Here is an 18,649-nt window from a genome sequence, read left to right as displayed (position 1 = left end):
GATCACGGCGGTTCTTATTGCTCATAAAGACAGTTACATAATGTCGCTGTCGTCTTCCTCACCTTCAAACAAGGTGAATCCGCCGAGATCCTGCCAGTCCGGCAACGCGGCATAAACCTGCTGAACAGCACTGGTCACTTTCTCATTTACCGGCATATAAAAAGCAACCAAATCTGGTTGAATGCCGAGAAAGATAACTTCCCTGATATCTTCTTTCAGTTGATCAATAAGAAAATTAAGCGGCAGATTATGCGTGCTCATGATGAACATTTCAGCGATATCATCCGGATCAATAATACGGATTTCACCGGGGTTCAGACCGATATCCGCAGCATCGACGATCAACAGACGTTCCGGTTTCAGTGCGCGCACCTGATGCGCCACGTTTTCCGGTGCGCTGCCGCCGTTAATGGCAATCCAGCCGTCGACCGGGTTCTCCTGCATCAGGTCATACAGCATCGGACCTGCGGCATCATCACCCATCATGCTGTTTCCGACAGCCAGCATGACGTTTTTTGCGGTTATTTCACTCATGGGCGTCGCTTCACTATCAGGTAAATAGCCGGTTCGCGCTCAATTTCCCCTAACAGGCGGATAAGCGTGGCGCTCCATTCACGAAAGTCCGGGTTTTGATCTTTCAACAGCGGATCAAGTGCCAGCGCCAGCATATTGGTGTGCGAAGCATCAATATTGATTTCACCGAAGGTTATCAATCCCTGAAGTTTACGGCGCGCCTCCCCTTCGGGAAGCGCATGAACCCAGGATTGATAACCACTCAGCGGGCAGGTCAGCTCTGTGTTCAGACAATCAATCATGCCAACATGATGGCCGATTGCCAGTGAGTAATACATCACCTGCTGAGCCTCTTCAGGAACATCATCATCTGTGTCGACAAATTTTTGTCTCAGCGACCAGAAGATGACTTTTCCGTCAGTGTCCGCGTGATTGGGTGTCTGTTCAGGCATGAATGCCTCCTTGTTGTAATACGGTCACCAGACGATTCACTATCTCGCGCAGGCGCGGATCCTGTTCTTCATCCAGCCAGACCTGCATGGTGCTTTTCACCTGTTCCGGTGTTGCATTTTCCAGCAGGGTCAGGAAACGATCACTGATTTCACGTCCCTGAAAATAGCCCGCCTGACGGCGCGCTTCACGCTCGATCATCACGCGGGTTGCCAGCGGAATCGACGGCAGCAATAATTCAACGCGTTCGCCTTCCGCTTCAACATGATCCTGTGCTTTCAGTTTCTGATTGAGCAAACCGAGTGCCACCGCAAAGCCATAGATAGTCGCAGCCGGTGTCGGCGGGCAGCCCGGGATCCAGACATCGATCGGCACAATGTGCTCGCTGCCGCCCCAGACACAATACAGGTCGTGGAAGATACCGCCGCCGCAGCCACAGGCACCGTAAGAGATGCAAATCTTCGGATCCGGTGCTGAATCATAGGCACGCAGCGCCGGCATACGCATGGCGCGGGTGACCGCACCGGTAAACAGTAAGATATCAGCATGACGCGGGGAGGCGACGACTTTGATCCCGAAACGTTCCGCATCAAACACAGGGGTTATTGCGGAGAAAATTTCAATTTCACACCCGTTACACCCGCCGCAGTCCACGCGGTAAACATATGCGGAACGCTTGATATCTTTCAGTAATGTACTTTTTAATTTCGCTACCTGCTCATCTATCTGAACAGGTTTGCTGACATAATGATTGACTGGGATTTCCGGCAAACTCATGATTTTGCTCCCTCAATATGCAGACGGAAGTTCTGGCGATCATTGTTGCGCAGGTTATTTTTCTGCTTACACGAAGGACAGGTTTCATACATCGGCCGCAATGCTTCAATTCCGCTCTCTTCAACACCTGACGCGACCATCAGCGCCATCGCGTAATCCACCGATTTTTTCGGTGCGAACGCTTCTCCGCACTGGCGGCAATGTTGTAAGCGGAATGTCCCTTTCATATAGAGATCCGCTTTGTTCATCACTGCCGTTTCAAACTCTTCCGTCAGATGAATGGCCCGGGTCGGACACACTTCTTCGCAACGCGCACAATAAATGCAGCGCCCGAGGAATAACTGCCAGCGGCGCTCGCCACTTTCCAGATCGGTTTCCATCGTCAGCGCATTCGCCGGGCATGCTGAAATACAGGAGCCGCAGGCAATACACTGTTCCGGGTCATATTCCGGTTTACCGCGGAAGCCGTGCGCGACTTCCAGTGGTTTAAACGGATATTTGACGGTTGCTGTCCCCGCATTGCGGAGGGTTTTAAATAATTTAAGCATGATATTCCCTCCGGCTTACAGCAGCGGTGAATTTTTACGGGTGATGCTGTATTGCTCAATCTCTTTATATGCCACGGTTTTCGCTTTACGTTTTTTCACATCAACCAGCGTCACACGGTCAGTACAGGAGTAGCAAGGATCTAAGCTGCCGATAATTAATGGTGCATCGGAAACGGTATTTCCCTGAAGCATATAGCGCAGCACCGGCCAGTTAGCGTAGGTTGCCGCACGGCAGCGCCAGCGGAACAGTTTCTGGTTATCACCCAGCATGCTCCAGTGGATATCTTCCCCGCGAGGTGCTTCGGTGTAACCCAGAGCAAATTTATGTGGCTGATAAGTAAAGCCCTCTGTCAGGATCGGACCTTCAGGCATATTATCCAGCGCATATTCAATCATCGCCAGAGAATCCAGAACCTCTTTCACCCGCACCATGACGCGTGAGTAAACATCACAGCCGTCCATGGTAAACAGGGTTTTCGGCAGATTGCCGTAATCTGCAAACGGGTGATCAAAACGTACATCGCGTTTAAAGCCGCTGGCGCGGATCATAGGACCTACCGGGCTGTAATCACGGGCAATTTGCGGATCCAGACGACCCACACCCACAGTACGCTGTTCCATGTTCGGCGTGCTCAGCAGCATATCCACAAGCTGTGTAACATCAGCCCGCATCTCGCGAACCAGCTGAATAGTTTTTACGCGCTGTTCTTTAAGGAAATCGCGACGCACACCGCCGATCAGGTTGGTTCCGTAGGTTTTACGGGCACCGGTCAGTAATTCAGCCATGGTCATTGATTTTTCACGCACACGGAAGAACTGCATAAACCCGGTATCAAAACCGGTAAAGTGACTGGCTAAACCAATGTTCAGCAGGTGACTGTGCAGACGCTCCACTTCCAGTAACACGGTACGGATAGTGTGCGCACGCGGCGGCACATAAATACCCAGTGCGTTTTCAACAGAAGAGGTGTACGCCACACTGTGGGTGAAGCCGCAGATGCCGCAGACGCGGTCGGATAAAAACGTGACTTCGTTATAGCCCATGCGGGTTTCAGCCAGTTTTTCCATGCCACGGTGAACATAGAACATACGGTAGTCCGCATCCACAATCCGCTCACCATCAACAAACAGGCGGAAGTGCCCCGGTTCATCAGAGGTAATATGCAGCGGACCAATAGGAACAATGCGGCTGTCTACTTTACTGTCATTAATAAATTGGTACGTTTCAGTATCCGTGGTTGGCGCAGGACGCTGACGGTAATCCATTGTGTCTTTGCGCAGCGGATAAAGATCATCCGGCCAGTCATCCGGCAGCACCAGACGGCGCTCATCCGGCAGCCCTACAGGGCGCAGCCCGTACATGTCCCGGATTTCACGCTCGCCCCACACCGCGGCAGGTACACGCGGTGTCACAGACGGGAATTCCTGAGTGATCGGGCTGACATATGCCTTCACAGTCACCCAGCATTTTTCGCCTTCTTCCATGGAGAGCGCGTAATAAACCGCAAACTGTCCGTTCAGCGGGCGTTCATCGTTGCCCCACAGCACCGGCAGCCAGCCGCCGCAGCCGTAGTACAGAAACTCAACCACTTCCGGCAGCATTTCCGTTTTGATGGTGATAGTCAGCTGGTTTGCTGTCTGCCACTCTTCTTCCAGCACCGCATGGGGAAATTTCTCGCGGACCTGTGCCAGATAGCCCGCGCCTTTACGAACGCCATGAAGGGTATCTGTATAATTCTGATAGCTCACGTTATTTCTCCTGCGATGATATGGATGTTGTATCAACACCCCACGGCCAGCGGTAGTCCGGGGTGGTTAATTCTGTGCCTGGTAATGAACTGTCCGTCAGGACAATCGTGGCGGCATTTTCGAGCAGACGGCTGACCGGCTGCGGGATGTGGGTGCCCATCACCAGCATCAGTACTATGAGGATGGCCATCGGCAATGTCGTCAGGAGCCCTAATTCGCCGCGCGATACACAGTCAGGCTGTGCGCCGAATAAGGTTTTCGATACCATTCTAACCAACCCGCCGAGAACGATAGTGAGCAGGATCAAAAGGAGCAGCGTCAGCCAGAAATGATTGGCTGCCAGACCGGCAACCACCACCATAAACTCACTCAGGAAGACGTTAAACGGCGGCATACCGCCCAGTGCCAGCGCACCGCCCGCAAAGACGACCGCGGTAAACGGCATGGTACGCAGCATACCTTTGACAACACTGATATCACGGGTGCCGTATTTCAGTAATACGTTACCGGAGCCACAGAACAGCAGGGTTTTACCCAGGCTGTGATTCAGTGTGTGCAGCAGCGCTGCCAGCACACCTAACGGACCGCCGATACCCAGAGCCACTGCGATAAGCCCCATGTTTTCCACACTGGAATACGCCAGCAGACGTTTCATATCCCGCTGAATAAGGATAAAGAACGCAGCAACCGCCACAGAGAGCAGCCCGAAGACCAGCAGCAGTGTTTGTGTGAATTCACCGCCGATAGCAGAGGTGATAATGATGTAGTAGCGCACGATAATCAGCAGCGCACAGTTCAGCAGAACCGCTGAGAGCAGCGCTGATACCGGGCTTGGTGCTTCACTGTGCGCATCCGGCAGCCAGGCGTGCATCGGGAACAGCCCGGTTTTTGTACCGAAACCAATCAGCACAAACACAAATGCCAGTTGCATCAGAGTCGGATCAAGCAGTGAGGTATATTTCAGCACTTCCGTCCAGAAGATAGCCAGTTCCGGATCAGGCATCACGCTTGCGGCGTTTGCATAAACCAGAATGGTACCGAACAGACCAAATGCCACACCCACACTACAGATAATGATGTATTTCCACGCCGCTTCAAGAGAAGAGCGCTGTCCGTAAATCCCCACCAGAAACGCTGAACTGAGTGTTGTGGCTTCAACCGCCGCCCACATCAGGATCAGGTTGTTACTGGTGATAACCAGCAGCATGGTGAACAGGAACAGATGGAAAAATCCATAATAATTACAGAGTGTTCCGACACTAATCTCACCATCAGCCACTTCATGATTCATATAGCCGATGGAGTAAAGCCCTGTCAGGAAGCCGACAATACCCAGGATAGCCAGGAATAACCCCGCCAGGCTGTCCAGATGGATCCAGCGCTCTGCCATCAGCAGATCGCCTTCTTCACCGATGGTGTAAACCATCCACAGAGAAAATACGAGCAGCAGCACGATACCCACAGTATGCACCAGGGTGACAGCGGCTTTTGCACCGCCGCCCAGTGCGCGGCAGATAAACGCCAGCAGTGAAATCACCAGCGGCGTTGCCATTAATAACGTTAACAACATGGTTTGGCTCATCTCATCACCCCTTCAGCGCGGTCAGTTGATCCACGTTCAGTGTGTTGAGCGTGCGATAGATTTTACGTGCCAGAACCGCCATGATAATCACAGCAAAAATGGCGTCCGTCGCGATACCAATCTCCACCAGCTCCGGCGCTTTATACGCCAGCAGAGCCAGTGTCAGGTGCGAACCATTCTCCATCAGGCAGTAACCGAACGCCTGCTTGAGGATATTTTTCTGTGTCACGATACACAAAAGCCCCAGCATGAAGTGTCCCAGCGAAACGGCTAATGCCGGCTTCAGATCCGCGACCATCGGCAGTTTCACCGGCTCGACCACAAACCAGCACAGCACCACAATCACAGCGGCTGCCAGCATCAGAACCGCCGGGCTTATCACCCCGCCGTCTGCTGTCGGGTCCGACAATTTACGAAACGCGTAGCCCATAATCAGCGGCACAAGGACAACTTTTGTCGCGAACGCAGTACCTGCCCACATTGCCAGTTGCGGCGCATCCAGAGTCTGCGACAGAGTGGCGAAAATCGCCACCAGCACCAGAGACTGAAGTGCATAGAACCAGCAGGAGGCCACCGGGCGCTTCGCACCGATGACCAGCAGCGAAGTGATCATCATCAGCCCCGCCAGGTTATTCACAATAATTGAACCAGTCATACTTTCTCTCCCTTAACTGAGCCAGCTGACGGCAATAACACTTGAGCCGAAGGACATGATGATCAGCAGGCCGATAACCCACTGCATCGCCCACGGCACAGGCGCGCCATTGGCCACATCTTCACTTGGCTCACCCGGTACGACTTTCCCGAACCAGTAGAGCAGCCAGGCGAAACTGGCAACAGATTCGATCAACACCAGCACCATGATTGGCGCGAAGATCCAGAACTGTTCAGATAACGCGAAGCCTGCCGCGAAGATAGGAAATTTACTGAAGAAACCATTAAGCGGCGGTACACCGGCAATCGCCAATGCTGCCACACAAAAACCCGCACCCAGTAACGGATAGCGTTTTGCCAGACCGCGCAAACGGGGCAGCATACGGGTCCCGCAGCTGTAGCTGAGCGCACCGGCAACCAGGAAGAACAGGCTTTTTGCAAACGCATGGTTAAAGATGTACGCGATACCGCCGTCGAATGCTTCTTTAGAGCCGAAGATAGACAGAGACAGTGCCAGGAAGATATACGCCAGTTGCGTGATAGTTGACCACGCCAGCAGACGTTTCATATCTTTTTGCGGCAGATACATCATGAAACCATAGATCATGGTGATAACAGCCATTACGACGCCGACCCAGCCGATAATCTCCGGCACATGGTCTGACGACATAATGCCGCGGGCAAAGATATACACCCCGACTTTGACCATCGACGCGGCGTGCAGATACGCACTCACCGGTGTTGGTGCTTCCATCGCATCCGGTAACCAGGCTTGTAATGGTAACTGCGCTGATTTGCCCCATGCCGCGAATAAAATCCCGCCGAAGACAATCAGGCTCTGTGCGTCATCCAACTGACCAATCGCACTCAGTGCGAAAGTACCGGTACTGATAAACAGTGTTGCTGCCGCCATGAACAAACCGAGTGAACCGACATGGGTTATCAGCAGGGCTTTCATCGCAGAACGCTGCGCTTTTTCTGTCTGATAATAACCAATCAGTGCCCAGGAACAGCCTCCGGTGATTTCAAAAAACAATAACTGTCCTAAAATCGTGGAGGACAGCACCACACCTGCCATCGCACCGATAAAAATCAGCAGGAAGGCGTAATAACGGCGGGTCGGTCCGTGCGCGTGCTCGCGGTTGCCTTCTGTCAGGTAACCGGTGGAGTACAGGCAAATCAGGAAGCCGAGGAAGACCACCGCGAAGGCTATCAGGGTACTTACACCATCAATGGTGAAACCAAACAGCGCCACATCACCGGCCTGAACCAGTTCAATAGTTGTGGCAACCTTACCGCCGTCGAGATAAATCCAGCCGAGAGCTGCCGTACCGAGAGACGCCAGCAGCGCGACTAATGTACTCAGCCACGGAGCCATGCGCGTCGGCAGGAAACTGACCAGCAACGCCCCGATAAACGGAATAATCAGGGTCGCCAGTGCAATATTTTCTAACATGCTTGTCGCTCCTTACAGACCGGTGAGATAGAACACGAATCCGAGCGCCGCAACGCCGAATCCTAACCAGGTCACATGATGCGTCAGTAAAAAACGACCACGGGCCAGACTATTTTCGACCAGCGATGCCAGAACGAAAATCACCAGCAGTTTCACCAGCATCAGAACCAGAGCAAGCAGCAGACTGCCTGCGGTTATCACACCGGCACTACCGAACGGGAAGAAAATAGACAGAAACAGAACAGCAACCACCACCTGTTTCAGACCAATCCCCCACTTCACCATTGCCAGACCGGAACCGGAATATTCGGTCAGCGGTCCTTCCTGTAATTCCTGCTCTGCTTCCGCGACGTCAAACGGAATTTTCCCCATTTCGATAAAGGTCGCAAATCCGCAGGCAATCAATGCCAGCAATGTCGCTGTTGGTGAGATCCAGCCTTCACTCATCACCGCACTGATTGTGCCGATGTTGGTTGAACCGGCGATCAGCGCAACCACCAGCAGACCGAGAAACAAGGTCGGCTCAACTAATACGCCGAGAGTCAGCTCACGGCTGGCACCAATACCGGCGAACGGGCTGCCGGTATCCAGGCCGGACAATGAGAAGAAAAAGCGGAACAGCGCAAAAATATAGAGCACGATAATGATGTCACCCGCACCACTGAACAGTGATGTGGAGGTCACCACAGGCAGTGCCATTGCCAGCAGCAGCATACTGCTGAGCAGCACATACGGCATGACACGGAAGATAGCGCCTGAATCACGCGGTGCCACAGACTGACGTTTAAATAATTTAATAAGATCACGGTAATCCTGCATAATGCCCGGTCCCTGACGGGAGTGCATTTTTGCGCGGATTTGACGGGAAATGCCGGTAAACAGCGGCGTAAGCAGCAGCAGGGCAATCGCCTGAACTACTGCAAAGAACCCCGTCATCAATGTTGGTGTTTCCTGAATCGACATGGTTTCTCTCCTTACGCCGCAATCACGACAAGCAAGACCACCAGCGCGGCGACGACATAGAGACAATAAAGTCTGAAGTCGCCGCCCTGGAGACATTGAATGCGTTTGGCAAAGCGGTTAATACCGCGGACCAGCGGATAAATGATCTGTTCATCCCAGAATGGCTCAACTTTCCCGGCACCAATGGTCGTCACCTCTAAGGCACGCGCCAGGCGGGCGGAAGGATCAAGCTGTTTACGCATGCGGTAAAGCGGCGCGAACATAGAGCGCAGCGGTTGAGTAAACCCGCCGGCAGAGACTGACATATCTTTTTCCCAGGCATAACCACACGCCCATGCGTCACCTTTACGGCGCGCATCCATCTGTTTGCCTTTAAAGACAAGATAGATAACCAGCGGGATAACAGGCAGCCCCAGCAGAAGAACAAAGGTCATTACCGGTGAAATCATCGCCTGAGATGCACTGTCCGGTATCAGCATCGCGCCCTGAACAACCGTCACATCCGTTGCCGCGGTCAGTGACATCGCCACTTTTGCCAGCACCGGCGCAATCACGCTTGCACCCACACCCAGCAGCACACACACCGCTGCCAGGATTAACATTGCTGTCGTCATTGTCCACGGCACTTCGCGGGCATGCGTTGCCTGTTCACTGCGCGGACCGCCACAGAAACTGACACCGTATACTTTCACAAAACACATGGCAGCTAATGCCCCGGTGATTGCCAGCATGACAATCGCAATCGGACCACTGATGCGCATGATGAATGTACCGTCATGACTCATAGAGAACAGTGACTGATAGGTGTACCACTCACTGACAAAGCCATTGAGCGGCGGCAATGCAGAAATAGCCATACAACCGATTAAGAATGCAGTGGCTGTCAGCGGCATCAGTTTTGCCAGACCGCCCATTTTATCCATGTCACGGGTATGAACGCGGTAAATAACCGCACCCGCGCCAAGGAACAGTAATCCTTTAAACACCGCGTGGTTCAGTAAGTGGTAGATAGCCCCGAGCAGACCAATGGTTGCCAGTACCGGCATATCATTTGCCATACCGACCATACCAACACCCACGCCCATCAGGATGATCCCGATATTTTCCACGGTATGCCATGCCAGCAGACGTTTGATATCGTGCTCCGCCAGCGCATACATTACGCCGAGGACAGACGATACCGCACCAAAGGCGAGCACAACAATTCCCCACCAGCCCTGAGTCGCACCCAGCAGGTCAATACCGACTTTGATGATCCCGAAGATACCGATTTTCACCATGACACCGGACATCAGTGCAGATGCGTGAGACGGTGCCGCCGGGTGAGCCTGTGGCAGCCAGCTGTGCAGCGGCAACATACCCGCTTTTGCGCCGAAGCCGAAGAAACCCAGCAGGAAAACAACAGAAGCCATTGCAGGAGAGAGCGTAAGCTGGCGGAAGGAATCGAAGTCCAGGCTGCCGCTTTCACGCCACATCAGGAAGAAGGCGATCATAATCAGCACAGAACCGGCATGCGCAATAAAGAAGTAGAGCAGACCGGCGCGGATTGATTTTTCATCCTGATCGGCTATCACGAGGAACCATGACGCCAGCGACATCATTTCAAATAGAATAATGAAGTAGAATGCGTTATCCATCACGACAAGGGCGACCATGGACGCAATAAACAGGTTCAGGAAGAACCCCATGCTCCATGCTCCACGTCCGATATATTCCTGTACATAATTAAGGGAATACAAGGCGCTGACTGTCACAAGCAGTGAAATCACCATCACCATAAAGGCGGCGAGTCCATCAAGACGAACAACAAAATGAGCAAACGGGAACGGACCCTGAGCAAAATATGTCAGTGTTTCTCCGCTCATCAGTACCGGGATGGCGCTGAATAAACCAAGAATACCGCCGATAATGGCAGTGATACCGGCCACATAAATCGCCATTTTTTCCTGCTGTTTAAACAGCAGCGAAATAAAGCCCCCTGCGGTATACAGGGAAACCGACCACAAGAGCAGTTCAAGCGATGTCATTATGGATTCTCCTGTCGTGAGACAAAAACGTCGAATTCCGGCGGCATAGCATCAACAGATGCCGTGCGTCGTTTCGCGCTTTCGCTTTCCAGCTGATTCTCTTCAACAATATGGAGGGCATCGGTCGGACAGACTTTCACACACGCCGGGCCTTCTTCGCTGAAATCACACATGTCACATTTCACTGCAACATTGCGGATACCGGCATTCCACGCCAGGAACGGGTTCATGGTCGGCAGGCTGTCAGGTACATCCAGCAGCATTTCTTTCGGCACATACTGTTCGAAGAAATCCGGCATATCGACAGGTTTACTGCCTGACGGGGTAATTGCCCCGAACGGACAGACCAGACCACACAATTTGCAGCCGATACACAGACTTTCATTCAGCACGATCATGTCATTTTCGTGTGTGATGGCATTCACCGGACACACACGGGCACACGGGGCATCATCACACTGGCGACAAAGCATCGGCGCAGTCAGTTCCCCAATTTTTACCACAGTCAGTCGCGGATGTGTTTGTAATCCTTGCTGTTTATGCGTCTCAGAACAGGCCGCCATGCAAGTATTACATCCGATACAGAGTTGTGGGTCGGCAATAACAAAGCGATTCATTCGCCTCACCCTCCAATAAAATCAGACGAGTCATAAAGATTGATGCACTCACTTAAGCATTTTTCGTGCCATTATTTAAATAGAATTATTATCAATAGGTTAGATGTTTGTTTTTAGTGAAAATGCTGTCGAATCGACACTAATGACGACAAAAAAATGCCGGTGACCGCCCGTGTCGGAAATGACAGGAGACAAGAAACATGAAATGATTGGCGTAGAAATATTGAACTAAGTAACTGATGCTACCTCTAAATCTCTTTACCGATTAAGTGATATACCCGATGCCCATGCGACCATTGTCAAACGCAGTAAGAAGCGACCTCTCGATTTCTGTTATCCTCGCCGTTTTTCTCGGTTTTTTTCTGAACTACGCTGTCTATTTTTCCCGCGCCGACAGTCAGTTATTACTGTCCGGTAGCAACGGGTTGTTTTATGTCATTGCAGAAGTCATCGTTAATATCCTGTTCAGCTTTTTCTTATTCAGACTGATCGCTGCAACCGGCCTGCTGAGTTTTAAAATTCTCAGTAGCCTCATTATCCTGATCAGTGTCGCCTGCAGTTATTACATTACGTTTTATGATGTGGTTATCGGCTACGGTATTTTAATTTCCACCCTGACAATAGATGTCGATTTATCACAGGAAGCGGTGAATAATCAGTTCTATCTCTGGTTTGCCCTGCTGTCCCTGCCCGCATTAATTCTTATCTGGTCCGCAAAAAAGACCGTCATTCAGAACAAAAAAACGCAAATGGCTGCTCATTCTGATAACCTTTGTTATTATCCCGGCAGTCGTCTTTACCTATATTAAAACCGCAGATCGCCATCAGAAAGTAATAGAAGAAGAAAAAAACATTGATATTGCCAGCTATGGCGGCGGGCTGGGTTATTCTTATTTACCCTCTAACTGGATTATTCCTTTATTCCAGTTTGCGATTGTCAAATATGACGATACGTTTAATGAAAGCAATATTTTTGACCCTGCGAAAGAGTTCACCTATACCGCAGCACCACAAAATAAAGATTTGTATGTGGTATTTGTGATTGGTGAAACCGCACGCTGGGATCACATGCAACTGCTGGGTTATGAGCGGGAAACCACCCCGCTGCTTGCCGCAGATCCGAACGTTATTGCCTTTGAAGGGCAATCCTGCGACACCTCCACAAAGCTCTCCCTGCGCTGTATGTTTGTGCGTGAAGGCGGCGTGAAAGATAATGAACAGCGGACATTAACGGAAAACAATGTCTTTTCTGTGATGAAATACCTCGGGTTTACCTCAGAGTTATTTTCAATGCAGAGTGAGGTCTGGTTTTATAACAAACTCGATCTGGATAATTATCTGGTTCGGGAAATGATCACCTCAAAACACAGTTCATCCGGCAAATCTATTTATGATGAGTTATTGCTCAATGAAGCCGATGATGTTATTTCACGCCGTAAAAACGGAATGAATTTAATTATTTTACATACCAAAGGCTCTCATCACTTCTACTCAAAACGCTATCCACCGGAATTCCGGAAGTTTTTACCTGAATGTCTGGATACTGAAACGGAATGCAGCAGTGAAGAAGAAATAAATGCCTATGATAATTCTATTTTGTATACAGATTATGTTCTGCACAATCTGACAGAAAAATTAAAAGACAAAAATGCCATTGTATTTTATACCTCAGATCACGGCGAATCCCTGGGAGGCGGAGAAGGTATCCGTCTGCACGGCACACCGCGCCATATCGCACCGGATGAACAGTTTAAAGTACCCTTTATTGTCTGGATGTCAGACACTTACATAAAAAACAATAAAAGCCTGTTTGATAATCTGAAGGAAAACAGCCGGGTACGGACATTTTTCCATTATGAATTGTTTGACAGTATTCTCGGCTGCACAGGGTTTACCTCTGAAGATGGCGGTATCAATAACAAAAATAATCTTTGTTTCCGCTGATCCTTATCTGAGGATACCCAACGTCATTCAAACTGCCGGTATATGAACATTCATATACCGGCTTTTTATCACTTCTTTTACTTCATCTGCTTCATATTTTACTGAAAATCTGTCAGGCTGATATCCCGGTAAAAAAAAGAATAAAATAGTTAATTCAAACGCAGGTGATGAAAAGACAATGGAATATGCCACTTACTATCAATATCTTTATTATTGAGTCACCACCCTCGTAAACCCAAACAAAAAAAACCGCCGCTGAATCAGCGACGGTTTTGTAATTCGGTATCAAAATCTTATTTTACGCGGGAAACGTATTCACCTGAACGGGTGTCAACTTTGATCGTTTCACCAATCTGTACGAACAGAGGAACTTTAACCACTGCGCCACTGCTCAGTGTTGCCGGTTTACCACCGGTACCCGCTGTATCGCCTTTCAGACCCGGATCCGTTTCAACGATTTCCAGTTCAACAAAGTTCGGCGGAGTAACAGAGATAGGACGACCGTTCCACAGAGTAACGATACATTCAGCCTGGTCGATCAGCCATTTGGCGTTATCGCCCACCGCTTTTTCGTCCGCAGCCAGCTGTTCAAAGGTTTCATTGTTCATGAAATGCCAGAACTCACCGTCGTTGTACAGGTAAGTCAGGTTCATATCCATAACATCAGCGCCTTCGGCTGAGTCAGTTGATTTGAACGTTTTTTCCAGCAGACGGTTAGTCAGCAGCTTACGCAGACGCACACGGGCGAATGCCTGGCCTTTACCCGGTTTAACAAACTCACTCTCGACAACCACACAAGGTTCGCCGTCGAACATAATTTTAAGACCTTGGCGAAAATCGTTGGTACTATAAGTAGCCATGGAAATCCTCTAATTTTAAATAAATGGCATAGCCAAAAAAATGGTCGATATTGTAACCCAAAAACCACTTGCCCGAGAAGTCTGGCTACAACAACTTGCTGATTCTGTCACCAATCCAACCGAATTACTGGAAATTCTGGGTCTGGAACAGGATGAAAACTGGCGTGCCGGCCTTGATGCCCGCCGGTTATTTGCACTGCGCGTTCCCCGCCCGTTCATCGCAAAGATGGAAAAAGGCAATCCGCAGGATCCGCTACTGCTTCAGACCATGACGCACAGGGCTGAATTTGACCTGACACCCGGGTTTTCTGAAGATCCGCTGGATGAACAACACAACGTTGTTCCGGGGTTACTGCACAAATATCACAACCGGGCGCTGCTTTTAGTAAAAGGCGGGTGTGCGGTCAACTGCCGCTACTGCTTCCGTCGTCACTTTCCGTATGAAGACAATAAGGGCACCAGACATAACTGGCAACAGGCGCTCGATTATATCGCTAACCATCCTGAACTCAATGAAATCATTTTCTCCGGCGGTGATCCGCTGATGGCAAAAGATAATGAGCTGGACTGGCTGCTCACACAACTCGAAGCTATCCCGCATATTCTGCGTCTGCGTATTCACAGCCGTCTGCCGGTCGTCATCCCTGAGCGCATTACAGACGCATTGACTGCCCGCCTGCACGACTCCCGGTTACAGATAATTTTAGTCACACATATCAATCACGCGAATGAAATTGATGATGTATTAAAGAAAAAAATGCATCAGTTACGGAAAAATGGCGTAACACTGCTGAATCAGGGCGTTTTATTGCGCGGTATCAATGATGACGCCGGTGTTCTCGCCGATCTCAGCAATGCACTCTTCGACGCCGGTATTCTGCCTTACTATCTGCATGTTCTGGATAAAGTACAGGGTGCGGCACATTTTCTGGTTAGTGATGATGAAGCCCGCCAGATAATGCGTGACCTTCTTCCGCGCGTGTCCGGTTATCTGGTGCCGCGCCTGACCCGTGAAATCGGCGGCGAGCCCAGCAAAACACCGGTTGATCTTCAGCTTCGCCAGAGTTAAGTATAAATTTATAACCGATTTTCATGAGTGCCCCCAGCCAGGATTAGCTAAATAGCATATGTCCATATAGCCAGAGATTACGGTGACCACACCGGTAACGGGCAAAAACAGAAAGTCGCTGTAAACACTTTTCTTTTTTTTATACGCTAAATCATTTCGTTCAGAGCAAGGCGGCAAGTGAAGGGGCACCGGGAGCATACATCAGTATGTGACCTGTGCTACTGAGCGCAGCCAACGCGGCTATGGACGAAAGGATGACGCGTAATCAGCTCGCCATCCATGGCTCGCATACTTTCTGTTTCTTTTGCCCGTCACCTGTGCCTTATACTTCGGTATAAAAAAAACGCCTGTTATATCACCAACGGTTTTGTGTATTCAGCTATATCCAGACAATTACGCTAAATCATTCAGTCTGTAGCAAGGCGGCAAGTGATAAATCCATCATCTATCAGGTATCAGGTCTCACTGAACGCTTACCTGACCTTACCAGCAGGCACAATGCCAATGAGGGAGCGCCCCCATCAATTTTGTAATGACCGGGGTATTATCGTATCTTTTTATGAATGACAAATAGTAATACCAGCAAGATTGGCGTACCTAAATAGACATAGCTCATCACATTATTATGGTCTACAAGCAATCTGTCGACGAAGGCCCGCCAAACACTAACCGGGTCATCAGCCCCTAAAACAGTATAGTTATAGGTAAAATTTAAACTAAACCCTAAGTCAAAGAGTGCCAGTACTATAAAATAGGCCAATAGTAATACGACAGTTAAAAACCATCGCAAAAACGTTCTATTGATCATAACTGCTCCCTAATATACCACCGCCCATTTCACCACCATCTACACTTGTCACCTCTCCCCCATCCTGGCGGAGAATGTTACCAACTCAAATAGTTTAGTCTTTATGCCTTTTTCTGATGGTTTCAGATTTTCATGATTTGGATATTGAGACATAAATTCACTTGTCACTTCAATAACATCAAGCTTTTTAAAATTATCCTTTTTCCCATCTAAATAATTTTGCAGAGAAACAGGAACAGTGAATGCTTCCTCCCGCTCTATCGGATCTTTTTTATGAATGACAAATAGTAATACCAGCAAGATTGGCGTACCTAAATAGACATAGCTCATAGCCGCATTATGAAGGGATAATAAACTCATTACAAATGCCTGCCATGAATTAATCGGATTTTCTGAACTTATCACACTAAATCTGGATGTAAATTCAAGATTGAATGCTAAATCAAAAAGAGCAAGCCCGAAATAAAATACAAAAATTAATACAAGAGTTAAAAACCATCTTAAAAAACGTTCTATTGATCATAACTGCTTCCTAATATACCACCGCCCATTTCACCACCATCGACACTCGTCACCTCTCCCCCTATCCTGCCAGAGAATGTTATCAATTCGAATATTTGAGCTTTAATACCTTTTTCTGATGGCATTAAATTTTCATTGTTTGGATATTCCCTCATAAATTCCTCTGTAATTTCAATGAGATCAGGTTTTTTTTAAATTATGTTTTTTTTCTATCTAAATAATTTTGCAAGGAAACAGGAACAGTGAATGCTTCCTCGCGCTCTATCGGATATTGCGTTCTTATCGGCGTATACGTTTCTTCAAATATCTTCGTACCAGACTGCTTTAACCCCTTTACTATATGAGTTGTACAGTTATTACCTGTGACATCGTAAACATCTATAGATCTTCCATTTCTGCGAATTAATTTATCCACATATTCAGGAAATTCAGGGGTAGCGCCTGAATTCCAAAGGTTATTAAAATACATTTTTGTTTTATCAATATCTGCATCTGTTATTTTAAATACCCTGGAGTTCAAAATATATAGATTATCCTTTATATATTTACCAGCATCCTCACCTGTCATATATAACATTATTCCGTCACCCGTTAATGTCAAAGGACCCGGGGTACCATAGCGACCGTAAGAATAGAGTGAAACCTGGTTGTTTTTGTGGATAGTTATAAAGGAATGACCCGAACCATGTGTTTCCGTCCACACAAACACTCCCTCATATAATATATTATCTGAACTCTTGCTCTCATCAGTTAAAGGGGGCGCTGTTGCTGGTACAAATTGGCTCTTGCTGCTGTTTTGTGATGACGTTGAAAAAGCGGGAGATTGCGTGGTAAGACTGCTGCTCTGTGCATTTTCCGGGTCACTGTAAGCGATAACCTTATTGGTTCCGTCAGGGCAGCCGCATTCCACAATTGAGTCATGAACAGCCTGTAACTTACCATGATTTAAAAAACCTTGCTGCCCTGATACGACAACACCAGCCTGTCCACACTCCGGACATTTCGTTGTTGGATCGCCGACTCTCAATGCTTTCTTGTTAAAGCAGCTCACCGTTTCAATTGTTGCAATACAGGTTGCACCCGTTGTTGTTTTATCTCCATTCAGGGCCATTTCCTTGCCCATAATTATCGGTCTTAACCCGAACATAACACTCCTTATGCAGTCAAAAATGATTTAACACACAGAATCATAAGAAATGTTACACATGATACGTACACTTACCAATACCCATTCCGTGTTAGCGTGCAATCCTGTTTATTATCGTCAGGTTGGTATTTTTTATCTTTTACTGAAATAAAAAAAACCACCGGTTACATTGACGGTGGTTTTTGTGTATTCAGCTATATCCGGGCGATTACGCTAAATCATTCAGTCTGTAGCAAGGCGGCAAGTGAAGACATCCGGGGAGCATACACAAGTATGTGACCCGGATGGATGAACGCAGCCAACGCCGCTACAGGCTGAAGGATGACGTGTATACGCTAAATCATTTCGTTCAGAGCAAGGCGGCAAGTAAAGGGGCCCGGGGAGCATACATAAGTATGTGACCCGAGCCACTGAACGCAGCCAACGCCGCTATGGACGGAAGGATGACGCGTAATCAGGGACACTTGTAAACCTGGCCAGTAAGCTTGCTATCTACCGGAATCAGACTGGATACAATAGCTGACTCTGACGGGCTGCCGATACCATAAATAACATTCCCGCCCATTGCGGCAGCTTTGTTACGTAAATCATTTGCTGCACCGCGCATGGAGCTGCTTTCATTACCGACACCGGTCATCCAGTTGCTTTGTACACCGGTCACTTCACCTAATTTCTGACACTCAGCGCCCGGTTGCTCTTCGGAAAAGCGGACCTGGGATCCTGCAGCACTGATATCGGTTGTTGTCGTACAGCCTGCCAGTAATAACAGTGCCAGGGCACCGGGTAACATTTTAATCCGCATGGTTTTCCTCATTCACGGTTGGAAAAAATCTATACCATCAATTTAACCACTTTGTTGCAATGACTTCAAAAACTAATCACCGAAAATTACCGGCTTATCTCACGCATCTGTAAATTACGCATGAAAAAGCCGGTATTCTGAGTTTCCCCAGAACACCGGCT

General features: G+C 48.9%; 17 protein-coding genes and 1 pseudogene. 2 read left to right on the top strand and 16 right to left on the bottom strand.

The window, feature by feature from the left end; translation table 11 throughout:
• Positions 1–33: 33 nt before the first annotated feature.
• Genes hycI through AYY16_RS11920 form a run of 11 tightly spaced genes read right to left on the bottom strand, consistent with a single transcriptional unit; the run spans position 34 to position 11,336 of the window.
• On the bottom strand, positions 34–534 hold the full coding sequence (gene hycI / locus AYY16_RS11970) for a hydrogenase maturation peptidase HycI (RefSeq protein ID WP_067366664.1): 501 nt from the start codon (positions 532–534) through the stop codon (positions 34–36).
• A complete protein-coding gene (locus AYY16_RS11965; RefSeq protein WP_067366661.1) occupies positions 531–965 on the bottom strand; it encodes a formate hydrogenlyase maturation HycH family protein in 435 nt (144 codons plus the stop codon). The genes hycI and AYY16_RS11965 overlap by 4 nt, the downstream gene beginning before the upstream one ends.
• Positions 958–1,740, bottom strand: coding sequence for an NADH-quinone oxidoreductase subunit B family protein (locus AYY16_RS11960; protein WP_067366658.1), 783 nt, complete (start codon positions 1,738–1,740; stop codon positions 958–960). The genes AYY16_RS11965 and AYY16_RS11960 overlap by 8 nt, the downstream gene beginning before the upstream one ends.
• Positions 1,737–2,288 carry a hydrogenase 4 subunit H gene (hyfH, locus tag AYY16_RS11955; protein ID WP_067366655.1) on the bottom strand — a complete coding sequence of 184 codons (552 nt, stop codon included), beginning with the start codon at positions 2,286–2,288 and terminating at the stop codon, positions 1,737–1,739. Before hyfH ends, AYY16_RS11960 begins: the two co-directional genes overlap by 4 nt.
• A 15-nt stretch (positions 2,289–2,303) precedes the next feature.
• Complete coding sequence (locus AYY16_RS11950) at positions 2,304–4,037, bottom strand: hydrogenase large subunit (protein WP_067366652.1); 1,734 nt, start codon at positions 4,035–4,037, stop codon at positions 2,304–2,306.
• 1 nt (position 4,038) lies between these two features.
• Positions 4,039–5,619, bottom strand: coding sequence for a hydrogenase 4 subunit F (locus tag AYY16_RS11945; protein ID WP_067366649.1), 1,581 nt, complete (start codon positions 5,617–5,619; stop codon positions 4,039–4,041).
• A gap of 4 nt (positions 5,620–5,623) precedes the next feature.
• Positions 5,624–6,274 carry a hydrogenase 4 membrane subunit gene (gene hyfE, locus AYY16_RS11940; RefSeq protein ID WP_067366645.1) on the bottom strand — a complete coding sequence of 217 codons (651 nt, stop codon included), beginning with the start codon at positions 6,272–6,274 and terminating at the stop codon, positions 5,624–5,626.
• Between the two features lie 12 nt (positions 6,275–6,286).
• Entirely contained in the window at positions 6,287–7,729 is a 1,443-nt protein-coding gene (locus AYY16_RS11935; RefSeq protein WP_067366642.1) for a hydrogenase 4 subunit D, read from the bottom strand.
• A 12-nt stretch (positions 7,730–7,741) separates the two neighbouring features.
• Positions 7,742–8,692, bottom strand: coding sequence for a respiratory chain complex I subunit 1 family protein (locus AYY16_RS11930; RefSeq protein ID WP_067366639.1), 951 nt, complete (start codon positions 8,690–8,692; stop codon positions 7,742–7,744).
• A gap of 11 nt (positions 8,693–8,703) precedes the next feature.
• On the bottom strand, positions 8,704–10,719 hold the full coding sequence (hyfB, locus tag AYY16_RS11925) for a hydrogenase 4 subunit B (RefSeq protein ID WP_067366636.1): 2,016 nt from the start codon (positions 10,717–10,719) through the stop codon (positions 8,704–8,706).
• Positions 10,719–11,336: a 4Fe-4S dicluster domain-containing protein gene (locus AYY16_RS11920; RefSeq protein WP_067366633.1), complete on the bottom strand. Its 618-nt coding sequence runs from the start codon at positions 11,334–11,336 to the stop codon at positions 10,719–10,721. The genes hyfB and AYY16_RS11920 overlap by 1 nt, the downstream gene beginning before the upstream one ends.
• 287 nt (positions 11,337–11,623) lie before the next feature.
• On the opposite strand from AYY16_RS11920, the pseudogene eptB reads away from it, so the two are divergent.
• Positions 11,624–13,280: pseudogene (gene eptB / locus AYY16_RS11915) on the top strand (kdo(2)-lipid A phosphoethanolamine 7''-transferase).
• 293 nt (positions 13,281–13,573) lie between these two features.
• On the opposite strand, the gene efp reads toward eptB, so the two are convergent.
• The gene (gene efp / locus AYY16_RS11910) at positions 13,574–14,140 is read right to left on the bottom strand and encodes an elongation factor P (protein ID WP_067366630.1); all 567 of its coding nucleotides are present in this window, start codon (positions 14,138–14,140) and stop codon (positions 13,574–13,576) included.
• A 40-nt stretch (positions 14,141–14,180) separates the two neighbouring features.
• Between efp and epmB the strand changes: the two genes are divergently transcribed.
• Positions 14,181–15,209, top strand: a complete 1,029-nt coding sequence (epmB, locus tag AYY16_RS11905) for an EF-P beta-lysylation protein EpmB (RefSeq protein ID WP_067366627.1) — start codon at positions 14,181–14,183, stop codon at positions 15,207–15,209.
• Between the two features lie 856 nt (positions 15,210–16,065).
• Here epmB and AYY16_RS20630 read toward each other — a convergent pair.
• The 4 genes from AYY16_RS20630 to AYY16_RS11890 all read right to left on the bottom strand — a co-directional run bounded on the left by AYY16_RS20630 (position 16,066) and on the right by AYY16_RS11890 (position 18,488).
• Positions 16,066–16,377: a hypothetical protein gene (locus tag AYY16_RS20630; protein WP_067366624.1), complete on the bottom strand. Its 312-nt coding sequence runs from the start codon at positions 16,375–16,377 to the stop codon at positions 16,066–16,068.
• 152 nt (positions 16,378–16,529) lie between these two features.
• A complete protein-coding gene (locus AYY16_RS20450) occupies positions 16,530–16,694 on the bottom strand; it encodes a hypothetical protein (protein WP_162271056.1) in 165 nt (54 codons plus the stop codon).
• A 41-nt stretch (positions 16,695–16,735) separates the two neighbouring features.
• Positions 16,736–17,686 carry a PAAR domain-containing protein gene (locus AYY16_RS19795; protein ID WP_082970711.1) on the bottom strand — a complete coding sequence of 317 codons (951 nt, stop codon included), beginning with the start codon at positions 17,684–17,686 and terminating at the stop codon, positions 16,736–16,738.
• Between the two features lie 454 nt (positions 17,687–18,140).
• Positions 18,141–18,488, bottom strand: a complete 348-nt coding sequence (locus AYY16_RS11890) for a DUF4156 domain-containing protein (protein ID WP_067366621.1) — start codon at positions 18,486–18,488, stop codon at positions 18,141–18,143.
• Positions 18,489–18,649: the final 161 nt, after the last annotated feature.

The organism is Morganella psychrotolerans, assembly GCF_001676155.1.
GTDB lineage: Bacteria > Pseudomonadota > Gammaproteobacteria > Enterobacterales > Enterobacteriaceae > Morganella > Morganella psychrotolerans.
The sequence above is the reverse complement of the archived record's forward strand: the minus strand, read 5'-3'. Positions and strand labels throughout refer to the sequence as shown.

Bases quoted from the DNA above. Each gene is read 5' to 3' on its own strand.
- AYY16_RS11935 (WP_067366642.1), bottom strand. From the start codon at position 7,729: ATGTTAGAAAATATTGCACTGGCGACCCTGATTATTCCGTTTATCGGG.
- AYY16_RS11930 (WP_067366639.1), bottom strand. From the start codon at position 8,692: ATGTCGATTCAGGAAACACCAACATTGATGACGGGGTTCTTTGCAGTA.
- AYY16_RS11960 (WP_067366658.1), bottom strand. From the start codon at position 1,740: ATGAGTTTGCCGGAAATCCCAGTCAATCATTATGTCAGCAAACCTGTT.
- AYY16_RS20450 (WP_162271056.1), bottom strand. From the start codon at position 16,694: ATGAGGGAATATCCAAACAATGAAAATTTAATGCCATCAGAAAAAGGT.
- hyfB (WP_067366636.1), bottom strand. From the start codon at position 10,719: ATGACATCGCTTGAACTGCTCTTGTGGTCGGTTTCCCTGTATACCGCA.
- hyfH (WP_067366655.1), bottom strand. From the start codon at position 2,288: ATGCTTAAATTATTTAAAACCCTCCGCAATGCGGGGACAGCAACCGTC.
- AYY16_RS11965 (WP_067366661.1), bottom strand. From the start codon at position 965: ATGCCTGAACAGACACCCAATCACGCGGACACTGACGGAAAAGTCATC.
- AYY16_RS11890 (WP_067366621.1), bottom strand. From the start codon at position 18,488: ATGCGGATTAAAATGTTACCCGGTGCCCTGGCACTGTTATTACTGGCA.
- AYY16_RS20630 (WP_067366624.1), bottom strand. From the start codon at position 16,377: ATGAGTTTATTATCCCTTCATAATGCGGCTATGAGCTATGTCTATTTA.
- hycI (WP_067366664.1), bottom strand. From the start codon at position 534: ATGAGTGAAATAACCGCAAAAAACGTCATGCTGGCTGTCGGAAACAGC.
- epmB (WP_067366627.1), top strand. From the start codon at position 14,181: ATGGTCGATATTGTAACCCAAAAACCACTTGCCCGAGAAGTCTGGCTA.
- AYY16_RS19795 (WP_082970711.1), bottom strand. From the start codon at position 17,686: ATGTTCGGGTTAAGACCGATAATTATGGGCAAGGAAATGGCCCTGAAT.
- efp (WP_067366630.1), bottom strand. From the start codon at position 14,140: ATGGCTACTTATAGTACCAACGATTTTCGCCAAGGTCTTAAAATTATG.
- AYY16_RS11945 (WP_067366649.1), bottom strand. From the start codon at position 5,619: ATGAGCCAAACCATGTTGTTAACGTTATTAATGGCAACGCCGCTGGTG.
- hyfE (WP_067366645.1), bottom strand. From the start codon at position 6,274: ATGACTGGTTCAATTATTGTGAATAACCTGGCGGGGCTGATGATGATC.
- AYY16_RS11920 (WP_067366633.1), bottom strand. From the start codon at position 11,336: ATGAATCGCTTTGTTATTGCCGACCCACAACTCTGTATCGGATGTAAT.